Origin of the sequence: Streptomyces sp. NPDC059895 (assembly GCF_042731035.1) — a bacterium.
Lineage (GTDB): Bacteria > Actinomycetota > Actinomycetes > Streptomycetales > Streptomycetaceae > Streptomyces.
Genome location: NZ_JBHWKO010000010.1, coordinates 24,636 through 39,894, shown reverse-complemented (window position 1 = coordinate 39,894; position 15,259 = coordinate 24,636). Strand labels below are relative to the sequence as shown.

Sequence of the window (15,259 nt, the reverse complement as noted above, 5' to 3'; positions counted from 1 at the left end):
CGCCGCTTCCCCACACCAGGAGTTGCACGATGACTTCTCAGAGCGACACCGACGAGACCATTCCGGACTTCCCCCCATCACGCTCCGCCGCGTGCCCCTTCGATCCCTCGCCGGAGCTGCGGGCCCTCGCCGATCACGGACCGGTCACGAGGGTGCGTTCCTGGGGCGGGTCGACACCGTGGGCCGTGACCGGTCACGCCGAGCAGAAGGAGCTGCTGACCGACCCACGCCTCAGCGTCGACTTCGCCGCTCCCGACTTCCCCAGCCCGATCGACCCCCGGCACAGCCACGGCGGCGCCACCGACCTCAGCTTCGTCGGCATGGACGACCCCGAGCACGCCCGGCTGCGCCGTATGATCAGCGGCACGTTCACCATCAAGCGGGTCGAGGCGATGCGCCCCGCGGTGCACCGTATGACCGACGAGATCATCGACCGGATGCTGGCCGGCCCCAAGCCCGCCGACCTCGTCCAGGCGCTGGCACTGCCCCTGCCGTCCCTGGTGATCTCCGAGATGCTCGGCGTGCCGTACGACGACCACGCGTTCTTCCAGGCGAACAGCAAGGTACTGGTCTCCGCCACCGCCGGTCGAGCCGACCGCGGCTCGGCCCACACGGCGCTCACCGACTACCTGGACGCCCTGGTCTCCCAGAAGATCGCCGATCCGGGTGACGACCTGATCTCCACGCTGGGCGCGCGGGTGCGGGCCGGTGAACTCACGGCGCGCGAAGCCGCCACCATGGGCGTTCTGCTGCTGCTCGGCGGCCACGAGACCACCGCCAACATGATCAGCCTGGGCACGCTGGCCCTCCTGCAGCACCCCGAGCAGCTGGAGATGATCCGCGACGCCCAGGACCCGCAGATCGTCGTGAACGCGGTGGAGGAGCTCCTGCGATACCTGTCGATCGTGCACCTGGGCCGCCGGCGCACCGCGCTGGAGGACATCGACGTCGCCGGGCACACCATCCCGGCCGGTGACGGCGTCATCCTGCTGGGCGAGCTGGCCAACCGCGACCCGAAGGTGTTCGCCACCCCTGACCGGCTCGACATCACCCGCAACGCTCGCCGCCACCAGGCGTTCGGCGGCGGCACCCACCACTGCCTGGGCCAGCCACTGGCACGCCTGGAACTTCAGGTGGTCTACCCGACCCTGTTCCGCCGCATCCCCACACTCCGCGCGGCGATACCACTGCATGAAGTGAAGTTCAAGCACGACGCGGTGATCTACGGCCTGCACGAGCTGCCGGTCACCTGGTGACGGACGGCCGGACGACGGGCGTCGGCGTCAGGCGACCGCGGCATCACGCCGTCGCGGTGGGGCGGGCGACGGACCGAAGCGGATGGTCACACTGAGCCAAGGGGGCAGATGCCCCCGGCGGTGATCGACGCCCTGCCGGATCCGCTGCCCGCTGCCCGCTGCCCGCCGCCCCCGGCCGGCCGGCTTCCGGAGCCGGGGCCGGGGGCTGGTGGCCGGCGTCGGCCGGTCGCCCGTGGGGGCCTGGCGCCGGCCCTCATCGACATCGACGTCGGCGGGCTCGGCCGGCAGGCGCCGGGGACAGACGGGGGATCAGCGGCGGCCCGGGAGCGGCCAGCCGGTGTAGGCCTCGGCGAGGTAGGCGCGGCCGGCGTCCGACTCGACGACCGTGCGCAGTTCGCCGATCTGGCGCATCCGGTCGAAGTCGCTCGCCTCGGGCTGGAGGTGCAGCATGTTCGTCATCCACCAGGAGAAGTGCTGGGCCTTCCAGATGCGCTGCCGTGCGGTCTCGGGGAAGGCGTCGAGCAGGGTCTCGTCCCGGTCGTGCAGCAGGGCGCGCAGCGCCTCGGTGAGCAGGACGACGTCGGCGACGGCGAGGTTCATGCCCTTGGCGCCGGTGGGCGGCACGGTGTGTGCCGCGTCGCCGACGAGCACGACCCGGCCGCGGCGCATCTCATGGGCGACGAAGCTGCGGAAGCGCAGCACGTCCCGCTGGAAGATGCGGCCCTCGTTGAGGGTGGTGCCGGGGACGCGCGCCTGGAGGATCTCCCACAGCTGCTCCTCGGTGTACGCCTCGGTGTCGGTCTCCGGGTCGCACTGGAAGTACATGCGCTGCACGCCGGGGCTGCGCTGGCTGATGAGCGCGAACCCGTCCGGCGAGTTGCTGTAGATCAGCTCCTCGGCGCTGGGCGGCGCCTCGCACAGGATGCCGAACCAGGCGAACGGGTACTCCCGGAAGTAGCCGCCGTACGTGCCGGTGACGGCCTCGCGGGCGACGCTGCGCGAGCCGTCCGCGCCGACCACGACATCGGCCTCGATCTCGACCGCGTCGCCCTCGGCGTCCTTGGCGATGACGCGCGGCCGCTCCGACTCGGCGTCCTCCACGCGCTGGGCGGTCACGCCGAAGCGGATGTCCTGGCCGGCGGCGAGGCGCGCGGCGACGAGGTCCTTCAGCACCTCGTGCTGCGGATACAGCCACACCGCCCGGCCGACGGTGTCGGTGAAGTCGATCCGGTGGCCCTCGCCGCCGAAGCGCAGCTCGATGCCCTCGTGCTTCTGTCCGACCGTGAGGACCCGGTCCGACGCTCCCGTCTCGCTCAGGATCTCGACGGTGCCCTGTTCCAGGATGCCGGCCCGGATGGTGGTCTCGATCTGCTCGCGGGTGCGGGAGTCGAGGACGACCGACTCGATGCCGTGTCGGTCGAGCAGGTGGGACAGCAGCAGGCCGGCGGGGCCTGCGCCGATGATGGCGACGCGGGTGCGTTCGGGCATGTCGTCTCCTTCGACGGCTGGCGGGATGCAGGGAGTCTGACGCCGGTTGGGCCTCGCCGACGACGCTCATTGCCATTGAACGGGAATCGGGTTTTCTCCGGGACGCACCACCCGACCAGGGCAAAGGCGGTTGGCGGACACTTATGGGCGGTGTGCGCCGATTGCGGCAGAGATGCCCGATGCGGCGGCGCGCAGCTCCTCGGCCGCGGGGCGGGTCGGCGCGTCGCGGGGGAGTACGACCGACAACGCGGCGATCACCTGTCCGCGTCCCTCGCGTATCGGTACGGCGATGCCCGTGGACACCGCCTCGACCGACCCCGGCGCCACGACGAAGCCGTCGCGGCGGATGCCGGCGAGGACGCGGTGCAGCCGCGCCGGGTCGGTCAGGGTCTCCGGCGACACCGCTTCGAGCGGCCCGGCGAGGACGCGTTCCCGCAGATCCTGCGGGCCGTGGGCGAGCAGGACCAGCCCCGACGACGACGCGTGCAGGGGCAGCCGGCCCGCGATCCGGGTGATGTTCGCACCCGCGTGCGGATGGGACAGGCGCTCGATGAACAGCGTTTCGTCGTTCTCCAGCACCGCGAGCTGGGTGTGCTCCCGGATACGGGCCTGCACGCGCTCCATGAACGGCAGCGCCGCCTGCCGAAGGCGGAGCGCGCGGGAGCCGCGCAGGGCCAGCTCCCACAGCCGCATGCCCAGGTGCACGCGCTGCTCCTCGTCCCGTTCGAGCAGCCCGCACTCCACGAGTTCGGCCACCATCCGGTGCGCGGTGGACGACGGCAGCCTCGCGCGCCGCCCGATCTCAGCCGCCGTCTGCACCGTGCGGTCCGTGTCGAACGTTTCGAGGACGCGGACGATCCGCTCCGTGACCGACTCCCCGGACCGTGAGTTCGCCATGGTGCGTCCTTGCTCCTGTTCTGCGCTGAGGCACTGGTGACGTCGCCGGCAGGCGTCCCGCGGCGACCGCGCCGCGCGGACGACGCCCGGGGCGTTCACCGAGACCGGCCGGACGATCGCCGCGGCCCCGATGGACGGAGGCTGTGCCGGCCGACCGCCGTAAGGCGGGGATCCGCCGACCGTACCTGCGCGACCACCCCGGTCTTCCAGTATCGCGCGGCTCACGAGCGGACCCGCCGCGCCTTGCGCCGCCTGCGGCCGTGCGGGCCCAGGGCAGTCGGCGTGGCCGAGGCCGCCGCCTCGCCGGGCGGCTCAGGACAAGGGCGCTGACATCGGCGCCGGCACGCCCGCGGCGCGGCGACGGCCGAGGGCCGGCCGACCGGGCCTCGACCCCCGCCTCTGCCATCCACGGCCGTCTCCCCCGGAGAACGGACCCGGTCCCACCGGATGGACCGGCTTCGGGCCGGGAAGGCAGAAGCGGCAGAGCGCCCTACGACGGAGGGAAGACGGATGGGCACAGTGCTGCTGGTGGTGTCGGCCATCGGGGGCTTCGCGATCGTCGTCACCGGGCTGGTCCGTGCCGGGCGCCGTGAAGCACGTGCCGAGAAGGCGCGGCTCGCCGATGAGGCTCAGCGGCAGGCTCGTCTGTCGCTGGAAGCGGTGTGGGCGATGGACGACCGTGAGTTCGAGGAGTACGTCGCGCGGTTGTGCCGCCGGGACGGCTGCACCGACGTCGAGCGGGTCGGCGGCGCCGGCGATCTGGGGGCCGATGTGATCGGCCGGCTGCCCGACGGCAGGAAGTTCGTCATCCAGTGCAAGCGCTATGCCAAGCACCGCAGTGTCGGCAGCCGCGACATCCAGACATTCAACGGCACCGCCCGCGCCGAACACGGCGCAGACGTTCCCCTCTTCGTCGCGTCCTGCGTCTTCACCGCTCCAGCGCGCGAGTTCGCCGCCCGGCAGAACGTGTGCCTGATCGACATCAACCTGCTCGGCTTCTGGAACAGCGGCACCACGCTGCCCTCGTTCCTGGAGTTGGACATCGGTCGCTCCGGCACCAACCGCCGACTGCGCCCGGACCGTGACTGACGCGGCGCCGCCGTGCCGAGCACCAGCGACCGCACGCCGTGCGTCGAGGTGACTGTTCGGTTCAGCCGTTCGTGATCCGACGCGCGCCGGGTGGGTGTTGTGTGGGTGCTGTCTGCGCCGTGGAGGCGAGGAGGCGTAGTTTCTCCTCGCTCTCGCTACCTTGATCGGCGTAGTAGAGGACCAGGAGCAGATCGTCCACGGGGAGCTTGTCCCGGTGCAGGCGCAGCTCGCCGACGACGGGATGGTTCACCGTGGTGGTGCCGCCGTCGAGGCCGCGGACGTCGTGGCGCGCCCAGAGAGCCCTGAACCGCTCGCTCGACAGGGACAGCTCGCCCACCAGTTCCACGAAGCGCGGGTTGTCGATGTCGTCGCCGACGGACTTCCTGAAGGCAGCGACGAACCCTGCCGTGGAGCGCGCCCAGTCCTGCTGGAACGTCTGCTCCTCAGGATCGAGGAGCAGCGACCGGAGACGGTTGTACCCGGGCTGAAGGCGCGGAGAGAGCGCGACTGCGAGCCGGTTGGATGCGAGCACATCGAACGCGCGCCCTTCCACGAACGCGGGAACCTGCACGCTCGCCAGGAGCTGATGCAACCGCGCGGGGACGCGTTCGGGCTTCCGGCGCTGCCTCGGCCTCGGGCGCGAGGCGGCCAGACCGAGGAGGTATTCCTGTTCGAGCTCGTCAAGGTGCAGGACCCGCGCGAGTGATTCGAGGACCTGCGGTGAGGGGTTCTTGTCGCGGCCGCGCTCCAGCCGCAGGTAGTAGTCGGCGCTGATGCCCGCGAGCATCGCGACCTCTTCACGGCGAAGCCCGGGGACACGGCGATTGGCACCCGCCAAAAGCCCGACCTGCTCCGGAACGACCAGCGCCCGCCGGGCACGGAGGTAACTGCCGAGCAGGTTGGCGCGGTCGTCGTCGCTCATGTCCGGCATCGTAGGTCAGGGCCGCCTCGGCTGAGGGGGCCCTGCCAGGACCCCGGAAGACGGGGGCACTGCCCGCGGCCGGAGAACCGATCGACACTGAAGGAGTCCGACCGCCGCACGCGGACCCTCCGTCCCCGGCCTCGGCAGGGATCACGCGACCCTCCGTCCCCGGCCTCGGCAGGGATCACGCGACCCACCGTGCCCGGCCTCGGCAGGGAGCACGCGGTCCCCTCGGCTAGGCCGGGCGCACCCTCGCGCGCCAGCCCCGGCCGGCACCCCGAACCATCATCGACCGCGCCCGCCGGCTGATCGCTGTCGGCGCCCTGAACAGGAGCAACCAGTGGACATCAGCAGCCGTACCGTCTTCATCGCCGGCGCCACCTCGGGAATCGGTCTCGAACTCGCTCGCCGCTTCGCCGCGGCCGGCAGCGACGTCATCGTCGGCGGCCGGCGAACCGACCTGCTCGACCGGCTCGCGGCCGAGGGGTTCGCCACCGTTCCCATCGACGTGACCGACCAGGACAGCGTCGACCGTGCCCGCGACACGATCCTCGACAGCCACCCGGGCCTGGACACGGTCGTGACGATGTCCGGGGTCATGATCCCCGAGGACCTGCGCGATCCCGCACATTTCGGCGCCGCGCGGAAGACGATCGACACCAACCTCCTGGGCACCATCCGCGTCGTCGACGCATTCACCCCGCACCTGCTCGGGCGTGGCACCGGCACCGTCGTCACGGTCACCTCGGGCATCGGCTTCCTGCCGTTCCCGGTCATGCCGAGCTACGCCGCCTCGAAGGCCGGCGTGCACGCCTACTCCGAGGCGTTGCGCGCGCAACTGGACGGCACCGGCATCGAGGTCGCCGAACTCGTTCCCCCCGCTGTCGCCACCACGCCGGAGCTCGCACAGCGCAACCCCCGCGCGCTCGCACTGGCCGAGTTCGCCACCGAGGTGATGGGCCTGCTCCAGACCGACCCCACTCCGCACGAGATCCTCGTCAAGGGCGTGCTGATGCACCGGTGGGCCGAGCGCGACGGCACCTACGACGCGTTGGTCGCCCAGCGGTCGCAGGCCCTCGCGACGCTCCCGAGCCGTCAGTGAGCCGGACGGCCGCTCGGGGCGGCCGCTGGGGGCGCCGAGACGCGGCACCGATGGCCGGCCGAGGTGCGGGCCCGGCTGGTGCGCGGCGTCAGAGGCCGAACTCCTGGGGGGACAGGCCCAGCACCGAGCACGCCTCGCGCAGGATCTGCTCCTCGGCCGGCGCTACGTATCCGTCCGCACCCGCGACGACGAAGCCGGTCTGTACGACCGCCCTGGCCTCCGTCGGCTTCTTCGCCGCCTTGGCGATCTCCTGCAGGGCTTCGGCCTTGCCCTGCTGGAAGTTGAGCGCCAACTGGTCGACGTGCCGGTTGAAGCGCTGCCGCAGTTGATCGGGCGGGAAGTTCTGCAGGACGTCGTTGTGCAGCAGCAGCGACTCCACATGCTGCCGCTCGGCCGGGTCGACATGTCCGTCGGCCGCGGCGACCAGGGCACACATGGCCATGCTGGCGTCGCGGTAGGCGCCGCTCTTCAGCTCCGCCTTGAGGGAGGTGAGCTGCGACTTGAGCACGTTCACCAGCTGAGCCTTCGACCCCCCGGCGGACCCTGCCCCGGGCTGCCCGTGCCCCCCGGGCCGCCCATGCCCCGCGGAGCCCCGGGCCCCCTGCGCCTGCTGCTGGAGCCCCTTGGCCTGATCCTTGATCCGATCCCACATCGCCATCCGTGCCACCTCGGCTTCGCCCCGTGTCGTTCCGGTCGACCGCGGGTGATCCGCGGTCCTCCTGATCAACTCCCGCGGGCCCCTCGAAGTTCCGTCGCTGTCGTTGCGCGGTGCGTGGAACCGGCGTCGAGGCGCCGACGGATGGAGAACGCGCGCTGACGACACGCGTGCCGGGGCGCCCAGCGGGAGGCCGGGTCCTCAGGCCCGCCGCGGGTCACGAGTGGCGCGCGTCGTCCAGCGGGGTGTCGGCGAACTCCCACCAGGCGAGCGGCAGCCAGTCTCCGTGGACGAAGCCGTCGACGGAGCCGCCGGTGCCCCGTATGGCCACCTCGGTCCCCACCGGATAACTGGTGCCCGACAGACCGGACACCGGAACGAGCAACACGCCGAGACGTCGCTTCAAGGTTCTTGATCCTTCCGAATGGTGTGAAAGCAGGACTTCGCAGTCCCTGGATGCAAATCATCCCATCGTGCACCAGTCTGGACTATGAGGAAATCCACAGAAATACGGTCGAGCTGCCCGGATTCAGGTCCGTGGCCTCGGCTGACGCAGAGGCTCCCGGGAGCCGACGTTTCCGTGTGTGATCGAGCAGGCACGTTGAGTGGAGGTGCTCGACAATGAGGGCTGTCGTGTACAAGGGACCGTTCGAGGTGGCGGTCGAGCAAGTGGAAGATCCCCGGATCCAGCACCCGAACGATGTGATCGTACGCGTCACGTCGACCGCCATCTGCGGCTCCGACCTGCACATGTACGAGGGCCGCACCGCTGCCGAGCCGGGAATCGTCTTCGGCCACGAGAATCTGGGGGTCATCGAGGAGGCCGGTGAGGGGGTGACGATGCTCAGCCGTGGGGACCGGGTCGTCATGCCCTTCAATGTGGCCTGCGGTTTCTGCAAGAACTGCACGGCGGGTTTCACCGGATTCTGTCTGACCGTGAACCCCGGCTTCGCCGGCGGCGCCTACGGCTACGTGGCGATGGGGCCCTATGTGGGAGGCCAGGCGGAGTACGTGCGTGTGCCCTACGCCGACTTCAACTGCCTGAAGCTCCCCGAGGGCACCGAGAAGGAGACCGACTTCGTCCTGCTCGCCGACATCTTCCCCACCGGCTACCACGGCAACGAACTGGCCGACGTGCGCCCCGGCGAGAGCGTCGCCGTCTACGGTGGCGGCCCGGTCGGGCTGATGGCCGCCTACTCGGCGATGCTGCGCGGGGCGAGCAAGGTGTTCGTGGTCGACCGGGTGGCCGAGCGGTTGCAGAAGGCCGAGGAGATCGGCGCCGTACCGGTCGACTTCACCCAGGGCAACCCGGTGGAGCAGATCCGGGAGCAGACCGCGGGGCAGGGCACGGACAAGGGCATCGACGCCGTGGGCTACCAGGCCCAGGCGCGCGGCGAGGAACGCGAGGAGCCGGCGACCGTGCTGAACTCGCTGGTGGAGACGGTCAGGCCGACGGGCGCTCTGGGCGTGCCCGGTCTGTACGTTCCGCGCGACCCGGGCGGACCGGACGAGCAGGCCAAGCAAGGCATGCTGATGGTTGCCATCGGACGCCTGTTCGAAAAGGGGCTGCGCGTGGGGACCGGCCAGTGCAACGTCAAGCGGTACAACCGTCAACTGCGTGATCTGATCGCCGAGGGCCGCGCTCAGCCGAGCTTCGTGGTGTCCCACGAACTGCCCCTCGATCAGGCGCCGACGGCGTACGAGAAGTTCGACAAGCGGATCGAGGGCTACACCAAGGTCGTTCTCCATCCGCATGCGTGAGGAGGAAAACGGAAACCCCCGGGCCCGGTCCGGGGGTTTCGCGCGGAGGGGGTGGCTCGGTCCGTGCCGATGTGAGGTGGCTCGGTCCGTGCCGATGTGAGGTGGCTCGGTTCGTGCCCGCGTGAGGTGGCTCGGTTCGTGCCGATGTGAGGTGGCTCGGTTCGTGCCCGCGTGAGGTGGCTCGGTTCGGGCCGGCGCGAGCGGCGAGGGAGTGTCGGTGGGCGGCAGAAGGGACCGGTTGCCGGCATTGGTCGATCGGCGCCGGTGAGGCGTGAAAGTGGCTTGATTTCGACATTGCGACCATGTGTGGCCGAGCGCAGTCTGTGCGATGTGGGAGCGCTCCCAGGGTAACCGCACCCTCCACACCCGCACCCGCAGCTCCCACACCCTCGCACCCCACATCGAAAGAGGGAGACTGTGTTGCGCCGTACATATTGTCATGATCGCGACACGCATCGGCTCCGGTCCTGTCCGGCCCTTCTGCTGAGCGTGCTCGCCGCACTGCTGGTCAGCCTTGTCCCCGGGGGCGGCACCGCCGTGGCCCACGGCTCGGTCGTCGACCCGGCGTCCCGCAACTACGGCTGCTGGCTGCGCTGGGGCAGCGACTTCCAGAACCCGGCCATGGCCCAGGAGGACCCCATGTGCTGGCAGGCATGGCAGGACAACCCCAACGCCATGTGGAACTGGAACGGCCTGTACCGCAACGGCTCCGCAGGCGACTTCCAGGCGGTCATCCCCGACGGCCAGCTGTGCAGCGGCGGCCAGACCGAGGGCGGCCGGTACAACTCCCTGGACGCCGTGGGCCCGTGGAAGACCACCGACCTGTCGAGCGACTTCACCGTCCAGTTGTACGACCAGGCGAGCCACGGCGCGGACTACTTCCTGGTGTACGTCACCCGCCAGGGCTACGACCCCACCACCCAGCCGCTGCAGTGGAGCGACCTGCAACTGGTCGCCCGCACGGGCAGCTACGCGCCCAGCCAGAACTACTCGATCGACGTGAGCACATCGGGCCTGAGCGGCCGGCACGTCGTCTACACCATCTGGCAGGCGTCGCACATGGACCAGACGTACTTCCTGTGCAGTGACGTGAACTTCACCTGAACCACCGCTGCCACCGGACACCTCGCCGAGGCGTCGCGCCCGGTGGCAGCGGGCACCCCCCGCCGGTCGTGTCCCGGGCCGCCGGCAGCAGACGTTCCCCCAACGGGATCGCGGATCAGCGCGGCCAGGCGGCTGTCCCGGGGGAAGCGGCCGGTGGCGCGGCGCAGGTCGGAGACGACGGCGGCGTCGGTGGCGTCGGTGGCGTCGCTGTCCGCCTCGGCCACCGGCCACAGCGCGAGGTGGGCGGGGCCGGCATCCACCGGGAACCTGTCGCGGGCGAAGTTGCGCAGCCGCGGCGGCGAGGCGGAGGGGTCGCCCAGCAAGGCGGCCCACCCAGGTGATCGTCGCCCTCGCCACCGAAGAGCCCGGCGCCGGCACCGGATGCTTCGTCTCCCGCCATGGCGAGATCGCCTGGTCCTGAAACCGGGACCGCCGCGACGCGTGCCCGGGTGAATCCCGGCCACCCGGCGGTGCGCCACGACGGGAAAGTCACCGTTCGTCACACATGGTGACTGTATGTCATCGAGTCATGGCGCAGGGCGGCCTGAGAGCCGACACTACGTGAGCCGGGGGGTGCACGTCCGGATCGTCGAGAGGGAAGACGGCGGCGTCGATCTCCGGCTGGACGGCATGCCCGTCCACGTCACGTACATGGACGGCGAGTACCACAGTCAGCTCGCCAACATGTTCACCGGATTCCCCACCGTCGACGACCTCGTGGAGTCCCTCCTGCAGACGCAGGGCAGGACGTGGGTCCTGCGTGGCGGACACGGCGGTGGCGGCCATGGCGGGCACGGCGGTGGCGGGCACGGTGGTGGAGGTCACCACCACGACCACGATCACCAACACGGCGGTGGAGGCGGCGTCCGGTGAACATCCGCAAGAACATCTACCGCCTGACCCCGCAGGAGCTCGCCGACTTCCAGGACGCGCTCGACGCGGTCAAGGCCGATGGAAGCTACGACGACTTCATCGCGCGCCACCACCACGCCATGATGGACGCGACCCCGATGCCGGACGAGGAGGCGGACACCAATGTCCGCAACGCCGCCCACCGCGGCCCGGCGTTCCTGCCCTGGCACCGGTACCTCTGCCGGGAGCTGGAACTGCTGCTCCAGTCCAAGAAGAAGAACGTCACCCTGCCCTACTGGGACTGGTCGGCCGACGCGGCCGCGCCCCTGGCGGCGCCGCTGTGGAACACCGACCCGGCCGCCGGCCCGGTGTACGTGGGCGGCGACGGCGACGGCCCGAACGGCGAGGTGACCACCGGGCCGTTCCGGCACTGGACCGCCCTGATCGAGGATCTGGAGACCGGCGGTCTCGTCCCCCGGCCGGGCATCGTCCGGGCGCTCGGCACAGTGATCGGCCCACCCGACCGGAACGTGCCCGTCTTCCCCACGGCAGCCCAGGTGGAGGACATGGTCCTCAACTGGGACACATACGACGAGGAGCCCTGGGCGCGGCCGAGCCGACGCAGCTTCCGCAACCGGCTGGAGGGCTGGCGGCGGACCGACACGGAAGCCGGCTCCCAGTTGCACAACCGCGTCCACATCTGGGTCGGCGGCGACATGGGACCCGGCACCTCCCCCAACGACCCGGTCTTCTTCCTGCACCACTGCAACGTCGACCGCCTGTGGGCCCGCTGGCAGCACTCGCACCCGAACGCGCCGTACCTCCCGGCGAGCGGTGGTCCCGTCGGACACAACCTCCACGACGACATGGCCCACCTCGTCACGACCGACGCGACACCCGCCCGCTCCCTCGACTACCGCCGGACCCTCGGCTTCGTCTACGACACCGACCCGCCGCTGGTGGAGCTGGCGACGCCCACCGTGAACTTCCGCAACATCCCCTCGGCGACGACCCGTTGGCGGCCCGCGGAGTTCCGGGTCCGTGCCGCCGCCCCCGTCCACCTGGAGATCGTGCCCGACAGCGGACCGGTCGCGCCGTACGGACTCACCACCCTCGGCGGGACGGTCACCCACGCCCCGGTCACCGACAACGCCCCGTTCGACGTGGTGCGGTTCTGGTTCGCCTTCACGGGCGAGGCGGCGGCGGGGCCCGCGGCCCGCGGCCCGGTGAAGATCCGCTGCGTGGAGACCGGCCAGGTCTTCGACGTGCTCCTCACGGCCAACACCGTCGCGCGGCAGACCACCGCAGTGGTGTTCGCGCTGGACAAGTCGCTCAGCATGGCCCGGCCCGTGGGCACCGGCGACAGCCGGATGCGGTTGCTGCGCGAGGCGGTCGCCCAGGGCGTCGAACTCGTCCGCGACGGGAGCGGCGCCGGGGTGGTGGCGTTCGACGAGGACGCGCACTCCGAGGTGAAGCCGGCGGCCTTCACCCCGGACGTGAGCCAGCGCGGCGACGTCCTGGCGGCGGTCGCCGCCCTGGAGTCGGGCGGCGACACCTCTGTCGGAGACGGCCTGGTCGCCGCCCAGCAGGCCGTCGTTCCGGTACTCCGCGACTTCGCGGACCACGCGCTGGTCGTCGTCACCGACGGTCTGGAGAACCAGCCCGAGTTCCTGGACGAGGTCGCCGGGACCATCGGCCTGCGGACCTTTGCCGTCGGCCTGGGCCGCGCCCAGCCGGTCAGCGCCCCCGCGCTGACCAGGCTGACCCAGGTGACCGAAGGAAGCCTGCTGATCGCCGACGTCCTCGGCGCCGACGCGGACGACCGCTTCCGCCTCTCCTCGTACGTCCTGCAAGCCCTCGCCCTGGCCGCGGACGACGACGTGGTGAGCACCGTGACGGGCGTCGTGGCTCCCGCGGCGGAGGTCCGCATCCCGTTCCGGCTCACGGAGGCGGACATCGAGACCACGGTGATCCTGCTGAGCGACGTGGCGTCAGTGCGCCTGACGCTGGAGACTCCGGCGGGGCAGCTGCTGACGGAGTCGGACCTCGCCGCGCTGGGCGCACCCGTCCAACCCGGCCCCGCCATGGCGTACTGCCGCTTCCGCCTGCCGCTGGACGCCGGCCCCGGGGCGCATGCCGGCACCTGGCACGTGCGCCTCACGGCCGACGAGGACGCGGTGCGCGAGGAGACCGGCCGGCTCAGGACCGAGGCGAAGGGCAACCCGGCACGGCTGGTGGACGTGGACGGGCTGGAGGCGCACGGCCCGCGCTACGGCCTCCTCGTCCATGCCTGGAGCAACCTGCGCTTCCATGCCCGGCTCACCCAGCCGAGCCTGGAACCGGGAGCGACCCTCAGGATCGACGCCTCCCTCACCGAGTTCGGTCGGCGGATCGAGGGCGGGGCCGAGGTGGCGGCGGAGGTGACGCGTCCCGACGGCGTCCTGGTGCGCGTGCCGCTCGACGAGGAGCTGCCGGGGGCCTTCCGCGGCGGGTTCGAGGCGGGCATGGCGGGAGTGTGGCGGATCCGGGTCACCGCCACGGGCCATACGCATGGACGGACGCCGTTCACCAGGGAACAGTGCTTCACCGCCGCCGTGCTGGCGGGCGGGGACGGCCCGCCGGTCCACGTCGTCGCCTCGGACGAAGACGGTGAGCCGGTGACGGGCTGAAACCGCCCGACCACTCCGATCGGCGACGTCGTCGTCGCGGACGTCGGCAGGAGGCCGTCCGTTCACCGCCGTCCGTTCACTGCGGACGGCACAAGGAAAGGCAAGGGGGTCGCCCACTCCTTGCCATGCTCAACGTATAGCGGACAAGGGGGCTTGCGGCAAGGCCCGGGGCGTGCCGCAGAATCTCCGGCCGAGGCCGTTACCGGCGGACAGGGGAGTTGCGAAGTGCGGGTGTTGTTGTCGACGTACGGGTCGCGCGGGGACGTCGAACCACTGGTGGGACTCGCGGTGCGGTTGCGGGCGCTCGGCGCGGAGGTGCGGGTGTGCGCCCCGCCGGACGAGAGCTTCGCTCAGCTGTCGGCCCGCGTCGGAGTGGAGTTGGTGCCGGTCGGGCTGCCGATGGGGACGATGGCGCCGCCGTCGACGGAATCGGCGGCCTCCCGGCGTGTGACCGAGCTGGCCGCGCAGTTCGGCACGGTCGCCGCGGCGGCTGAGGGGTGTGACGTCCTTCTGGCGACCGGGCTCGCGCACTTCGCCTCGCGGTCGGTGGCCGAGAAGCTCGGCGTCCCCTACGTGTACGCGACCTTCTGCCCGTTCCTGCTGCGGTCGCCGCACCAGGCGCCCCCCGCGCTGCTGCCGGGCCAGTCGTACCCACCGGACGTGACCGACAACCGGGTGCTGTGGGACCTGAACGCCCGGACCTTCGACGCGCTGCACGGCGAGGCGCTCAACGCCCACCGGGCCTCGGTCGGTCTGCCCGCGGTGGACGACGTGTACAGCTTCGTCTTCACCGACCGGCCGTGGCTGGCGTCGGACCCGGTCCTGGGGCCGTGGCGGGAGACCTCGGAGCTCGACGTCGTGCACACCGGGGCGTGGATCCTGCCGGACGAGCGCCCGTTGGCGGACGACCTGCTGGCGTTCCTGGACGCGGGCGCACCCCCGGTGTTCGTCGGCTACGGCAGCATGCGCGGCGTCTCGGCGGACATCGCCCGGGTGTCCATCGAGGCGATCCGTGCGCAGGGCCGCCGCGCGCTCGTCTCCCGCGGCTGGGCCGATCTGGCGCTGATCGACGACCAGGACGACTGCTTCGTCGTCGGCGAGGTCAATCAGCAGGCGCTGTTCGGCCGGGTGTCCGCGGTCGTGCACCACGGCGGCGCGGGCACCACGACGACGGCCGCCCTGGCCGGCGCGCCCCAGGTGGTGGTACCCCAGGCAGCGGACCAGCCGTACTGGTCCGGCCGGGTGGCCGACCTGGGCATCGGCGCGGCACACGACGGCTCGGCTCCGACCACGAAGTCCCTGTCCGCCGCGCTCAGTACGGCGCTGAGCCCCGAGACCCGCGCACGAGCGAGGGCCGTGGCCGGCACAGTCCGCACCGACGGGGCGACCGTGGCCGCGAAGCTGCTGCTCGACACCGTCAGCCGAGCAAGGCTGCCGATGTCCGCGTGAGTCACACGGCGCGTG

Annotated in this window: 14 protein-coding genes; 8 read left to right on the top strand and 6 right to left on the bottom strand. The window is 71.4% G+C overall.

Annotation, left to right across the window (positions count from 1 at the left end; genetic code table 11):
• Positions 1-29: 29 nt before the first annotated feature.
• Entirely contained in the window at positions 30-1,256 is a 1,227-nt protein-coding gene (locus tag ACFV9M_RS14440) for a cytochrome P450 (RefSeq protein WP_385065773.1), read from the top strand.
• 309 nt (positions 1,257-1,565) lie between these two features.
• On the opposite strand, the gene ACFV9M_RS14435 is transcribed toward ACFV9M_RS14440, so the two are convergent.
• Both ACFV9M_RS14435 and ACFV9M_RS14430 read right to left on the bottom strand, forming a co-directional pair.
• A complete protein-coding gene (locus ACFV9M_RS14435) occupies positions 1,566-2,744 on the bottom strand; it encodes a 4-hydroxybenzoate 3-monooxygenase (RefSeq protein ID WP_385065776.1) in 1,179 nt (392 codons plus the stop codon).
• A 141-nt stretch (positions 2,745-2,885) separates the two neighbouring features.
• Positions 2,886-3,641, bottom strand: coding sequence for an IclR family transcriptional regulator (locus ACFV9M_RS14430; protein ID WP_385065779.1), 756 nt, complete (start codon positions 3,639-3,641; stop codon positions 2,886-2,888).
• Between the two features lie 510 nt (positions 3,642-4,151).
• Between ACFV9M_RS14430 and ACFV9M_RS14425 the strand changes: the two genes are divergently transcribed.
• The gene (locus ACFV9M_RS14425; protein WP_385065781.1) at positions 4,152-4,730 is read left to right on the top strand and encodes a restriction endonuclease; all 579 of its coding nucleotides are present in this window, start codon (positions 4,152-4,154) and stop codon (positions 4,728-4,730) included.
• A gap of 61 nt (positions 4,731-4,791) precedes the next feature.
• Here ACFV9M_RS14425 and ACFV9M_RS14420 read toward each other — a convergent pair whose 3' ends face one another.
• Positions 4,792-5,652, bottom strand: coding sequence for a helix-turn-helix domain-containing protein (locus tag ACFV9M_RS14420; protein ID WP_385065783.1), 861 nt, complete (start codon positions 5,650-5,652; stop codon positions 4,792-4,794).
• A 340-nt stretch (positions 5,653-5,992) separates the two neighbouring features.
• Here ACFV9M_RS14420 and ACFV9M_RS14415 point away from each other — a divergent pair, with 340 nt between their 5' ends.
• Entirely contained in the window at positions 5,993-6,754 is a 762-nt protein-coding gene (locus ACFV9M_RS14415; protein WP_385065786.1) for an SDR family oxidoreductase, read from the top strand.
• A gap of 88 nt (positions 6,755-6,842) precedes the next feature.
• Here the strand turns inward: ACFV9M_RS14415 and ACFV9M_RS14410 are convergent, their stop codons facing one another.
• Together ACFV9M_RS14410 and ACFV9M_RS14405 are read right to left on the bottom strand one after the other, a co-directional pair.
• Positions 6,843-7,412, bottom strand: coding sequence for a tellurite resistance TerB family protein (locus ACFV9M_RS14410; protein ID WP_385065788.1), 570 nt, complete (start codon positions 7,410-7,412; stop codon positions 6,843-6,845).
• A 214-nt stretch (positions 7,413-7,626) separates the two neighbouring features.
• Positions 7,627-7,815 carry a hypothetical protein gene (locus ACFV9M_RS14405; protein ID WP_385065791.1) on the bottom strand — a complete coding sequence of 63 codons (189 nt, stop codon included), beginning with the start codon at positions 7,813-7,815 and terminating at the stop codon, positions 7,627-7,629.
• A 215-nt stretch (positions 7,816-8,030) separates the two neighbouring features.
• Between ACFV9M_RS14405 and ACFV9M_RS14400 the strand changes: the two genes are divergently transcribed.
• Positions 8,031-9,170, top strand: coding sequence for a glutathione-independent formaldehyde dehydrogenase (locus ACFV9M_RS14400; RefSeq protein WP_385065793.1), 1,140 nt, complete (start codon positions 8,031-8,033; stop codon positions 9,168-9,170).
• A gap of 489 nt (positions 9,171-9,659) precedes the next feature.
• Complete coding sequence (locus ACFV9M_RS14395; RefSeq protein WP_385065796.1) at positions 9,660-10,274, top strand: lytic polysaccharide monooxygenase; 615 nt, start codon at positions 9,660-9,662, stop codon at positions 10,272-10,274.
• Here ACFV9M_RS14395 and ACFV9M_RS14390 read toward each other — a convergent pair.
• A complete protein-coding gene (locus ACFV9M_RS14390) occupies positions 10,205-10,597 on the bottom strand; it encodes a hypothetical protein (RefSeq protein ID WP_385065799.1) in 393 nt (130 codons plus the stop codon). The genes ACFV9M_RS14395 and ACFV9M_RS14390 overlap by 70 nt on opposite strands.
• Positions 10,598-10,835: 238 nt before the next feature.
• Between ACFV9M_RS14390 and ACFV9M_RS14385 the strand changes: the two genes are divergently transcribed.
• The 3 genes from ACFV9M_RS14385 (at position 10,836) to ACFV9M_RS14375 (ending at position 15,244) form a co-directional block, all read left to right on the top strand.
• Positions 10,836-11,147 (top strand): hypothetical protein, encoded by a 312-nt coding sequence (locus ACFV9M_RS14385; RefSeq protein WP_385065802.1) that lies wholly within the window; start codon positions 10,836-10,838, stop codon positions 11,145-11,147.
• Complete coding sequence (locus ACFV9M_RS14380) at positions 11,144-13,795, top strand: tyrosinase family protein (protein WP_385065805.1); 2,652 nt, start codon at positions 11,144-11,146, stop codon at positions 13,793-13,795. Before ACFV9M_RS14385 ends, ACFV9M_RS14380 begins: the two co-directional genes overlap by 4 nt.
• A 225-nt stretch (positions 13,796-14,020) precedes the next feature.
• Entirely contained in the window at positions 14,021-15,244 is a 1,224-nt protein-coding gene (locus ACFV9M_RS14375) for a glycosyltransferase (RefSeq protein WP_385065808.1), read from the top strand.
• Positions 15,245-15,259 lie beyond the last annotated feature (15 nt).

What these genes read in the sequence shown, in the direction of transcription:
- ACFV9M_RS14440 (WP_385065773.1), top strand. Translation starts at nt 30, where the DNA reads ATGACTTCTCAGAGCGACACCGACGAGACCATTCCGGACTTCCCCCCA.
- ACFV9M_RS14435 (WP_385065776.1), bottom strand. Translation starts at nt 2,744, where the DNA reads ATGCCCGAACGCACCCGCGTCGCCATCATCGGCGCAGGCCCCGCCGGC.
- ACFV9M_RS14430 (WP_385065779.1), bottom strand. Translation starts at nt 3,641, where the DNA reads ATGGCGAACTCACGGTCCGGGGAGTCGGTCACGGAGCGGATCGTCCGC.
- ACFV9M_RS14425 (WP_385065781.1), top strand. Translation starts at nt 4,152, where the DNA reads ATGGGCACAGTGCTGCTGGTGGTGTCGGCCATCGGGGGCTTCGCGATC.
- ACFV9M_RS14420 (WP_385065783.1), bottom strand. Translation starts at nt 5,652, where the DNA reads ATGAGCGACGACGACCGCGCCAACCTGCTCGGCAGTTACCTCCGTGCC.
- ACFV9M_RS14410 (WP_385065788.1), bottom strand. Translation starts at nt 7,412, where the DNA reads ATGGCGATGTGGGATCGGATCAAGGATCAGGCCAAGGGGCTCCAGCAG.
- ACFV9M_RS14400 (WP_385065793.1), top strand. Translation starts at nt 8,031, where the DNA reads ATGAGGGCTGTCGTGTACAAGGGACCGTTCGAGGTGGCGGTCGAGCAA.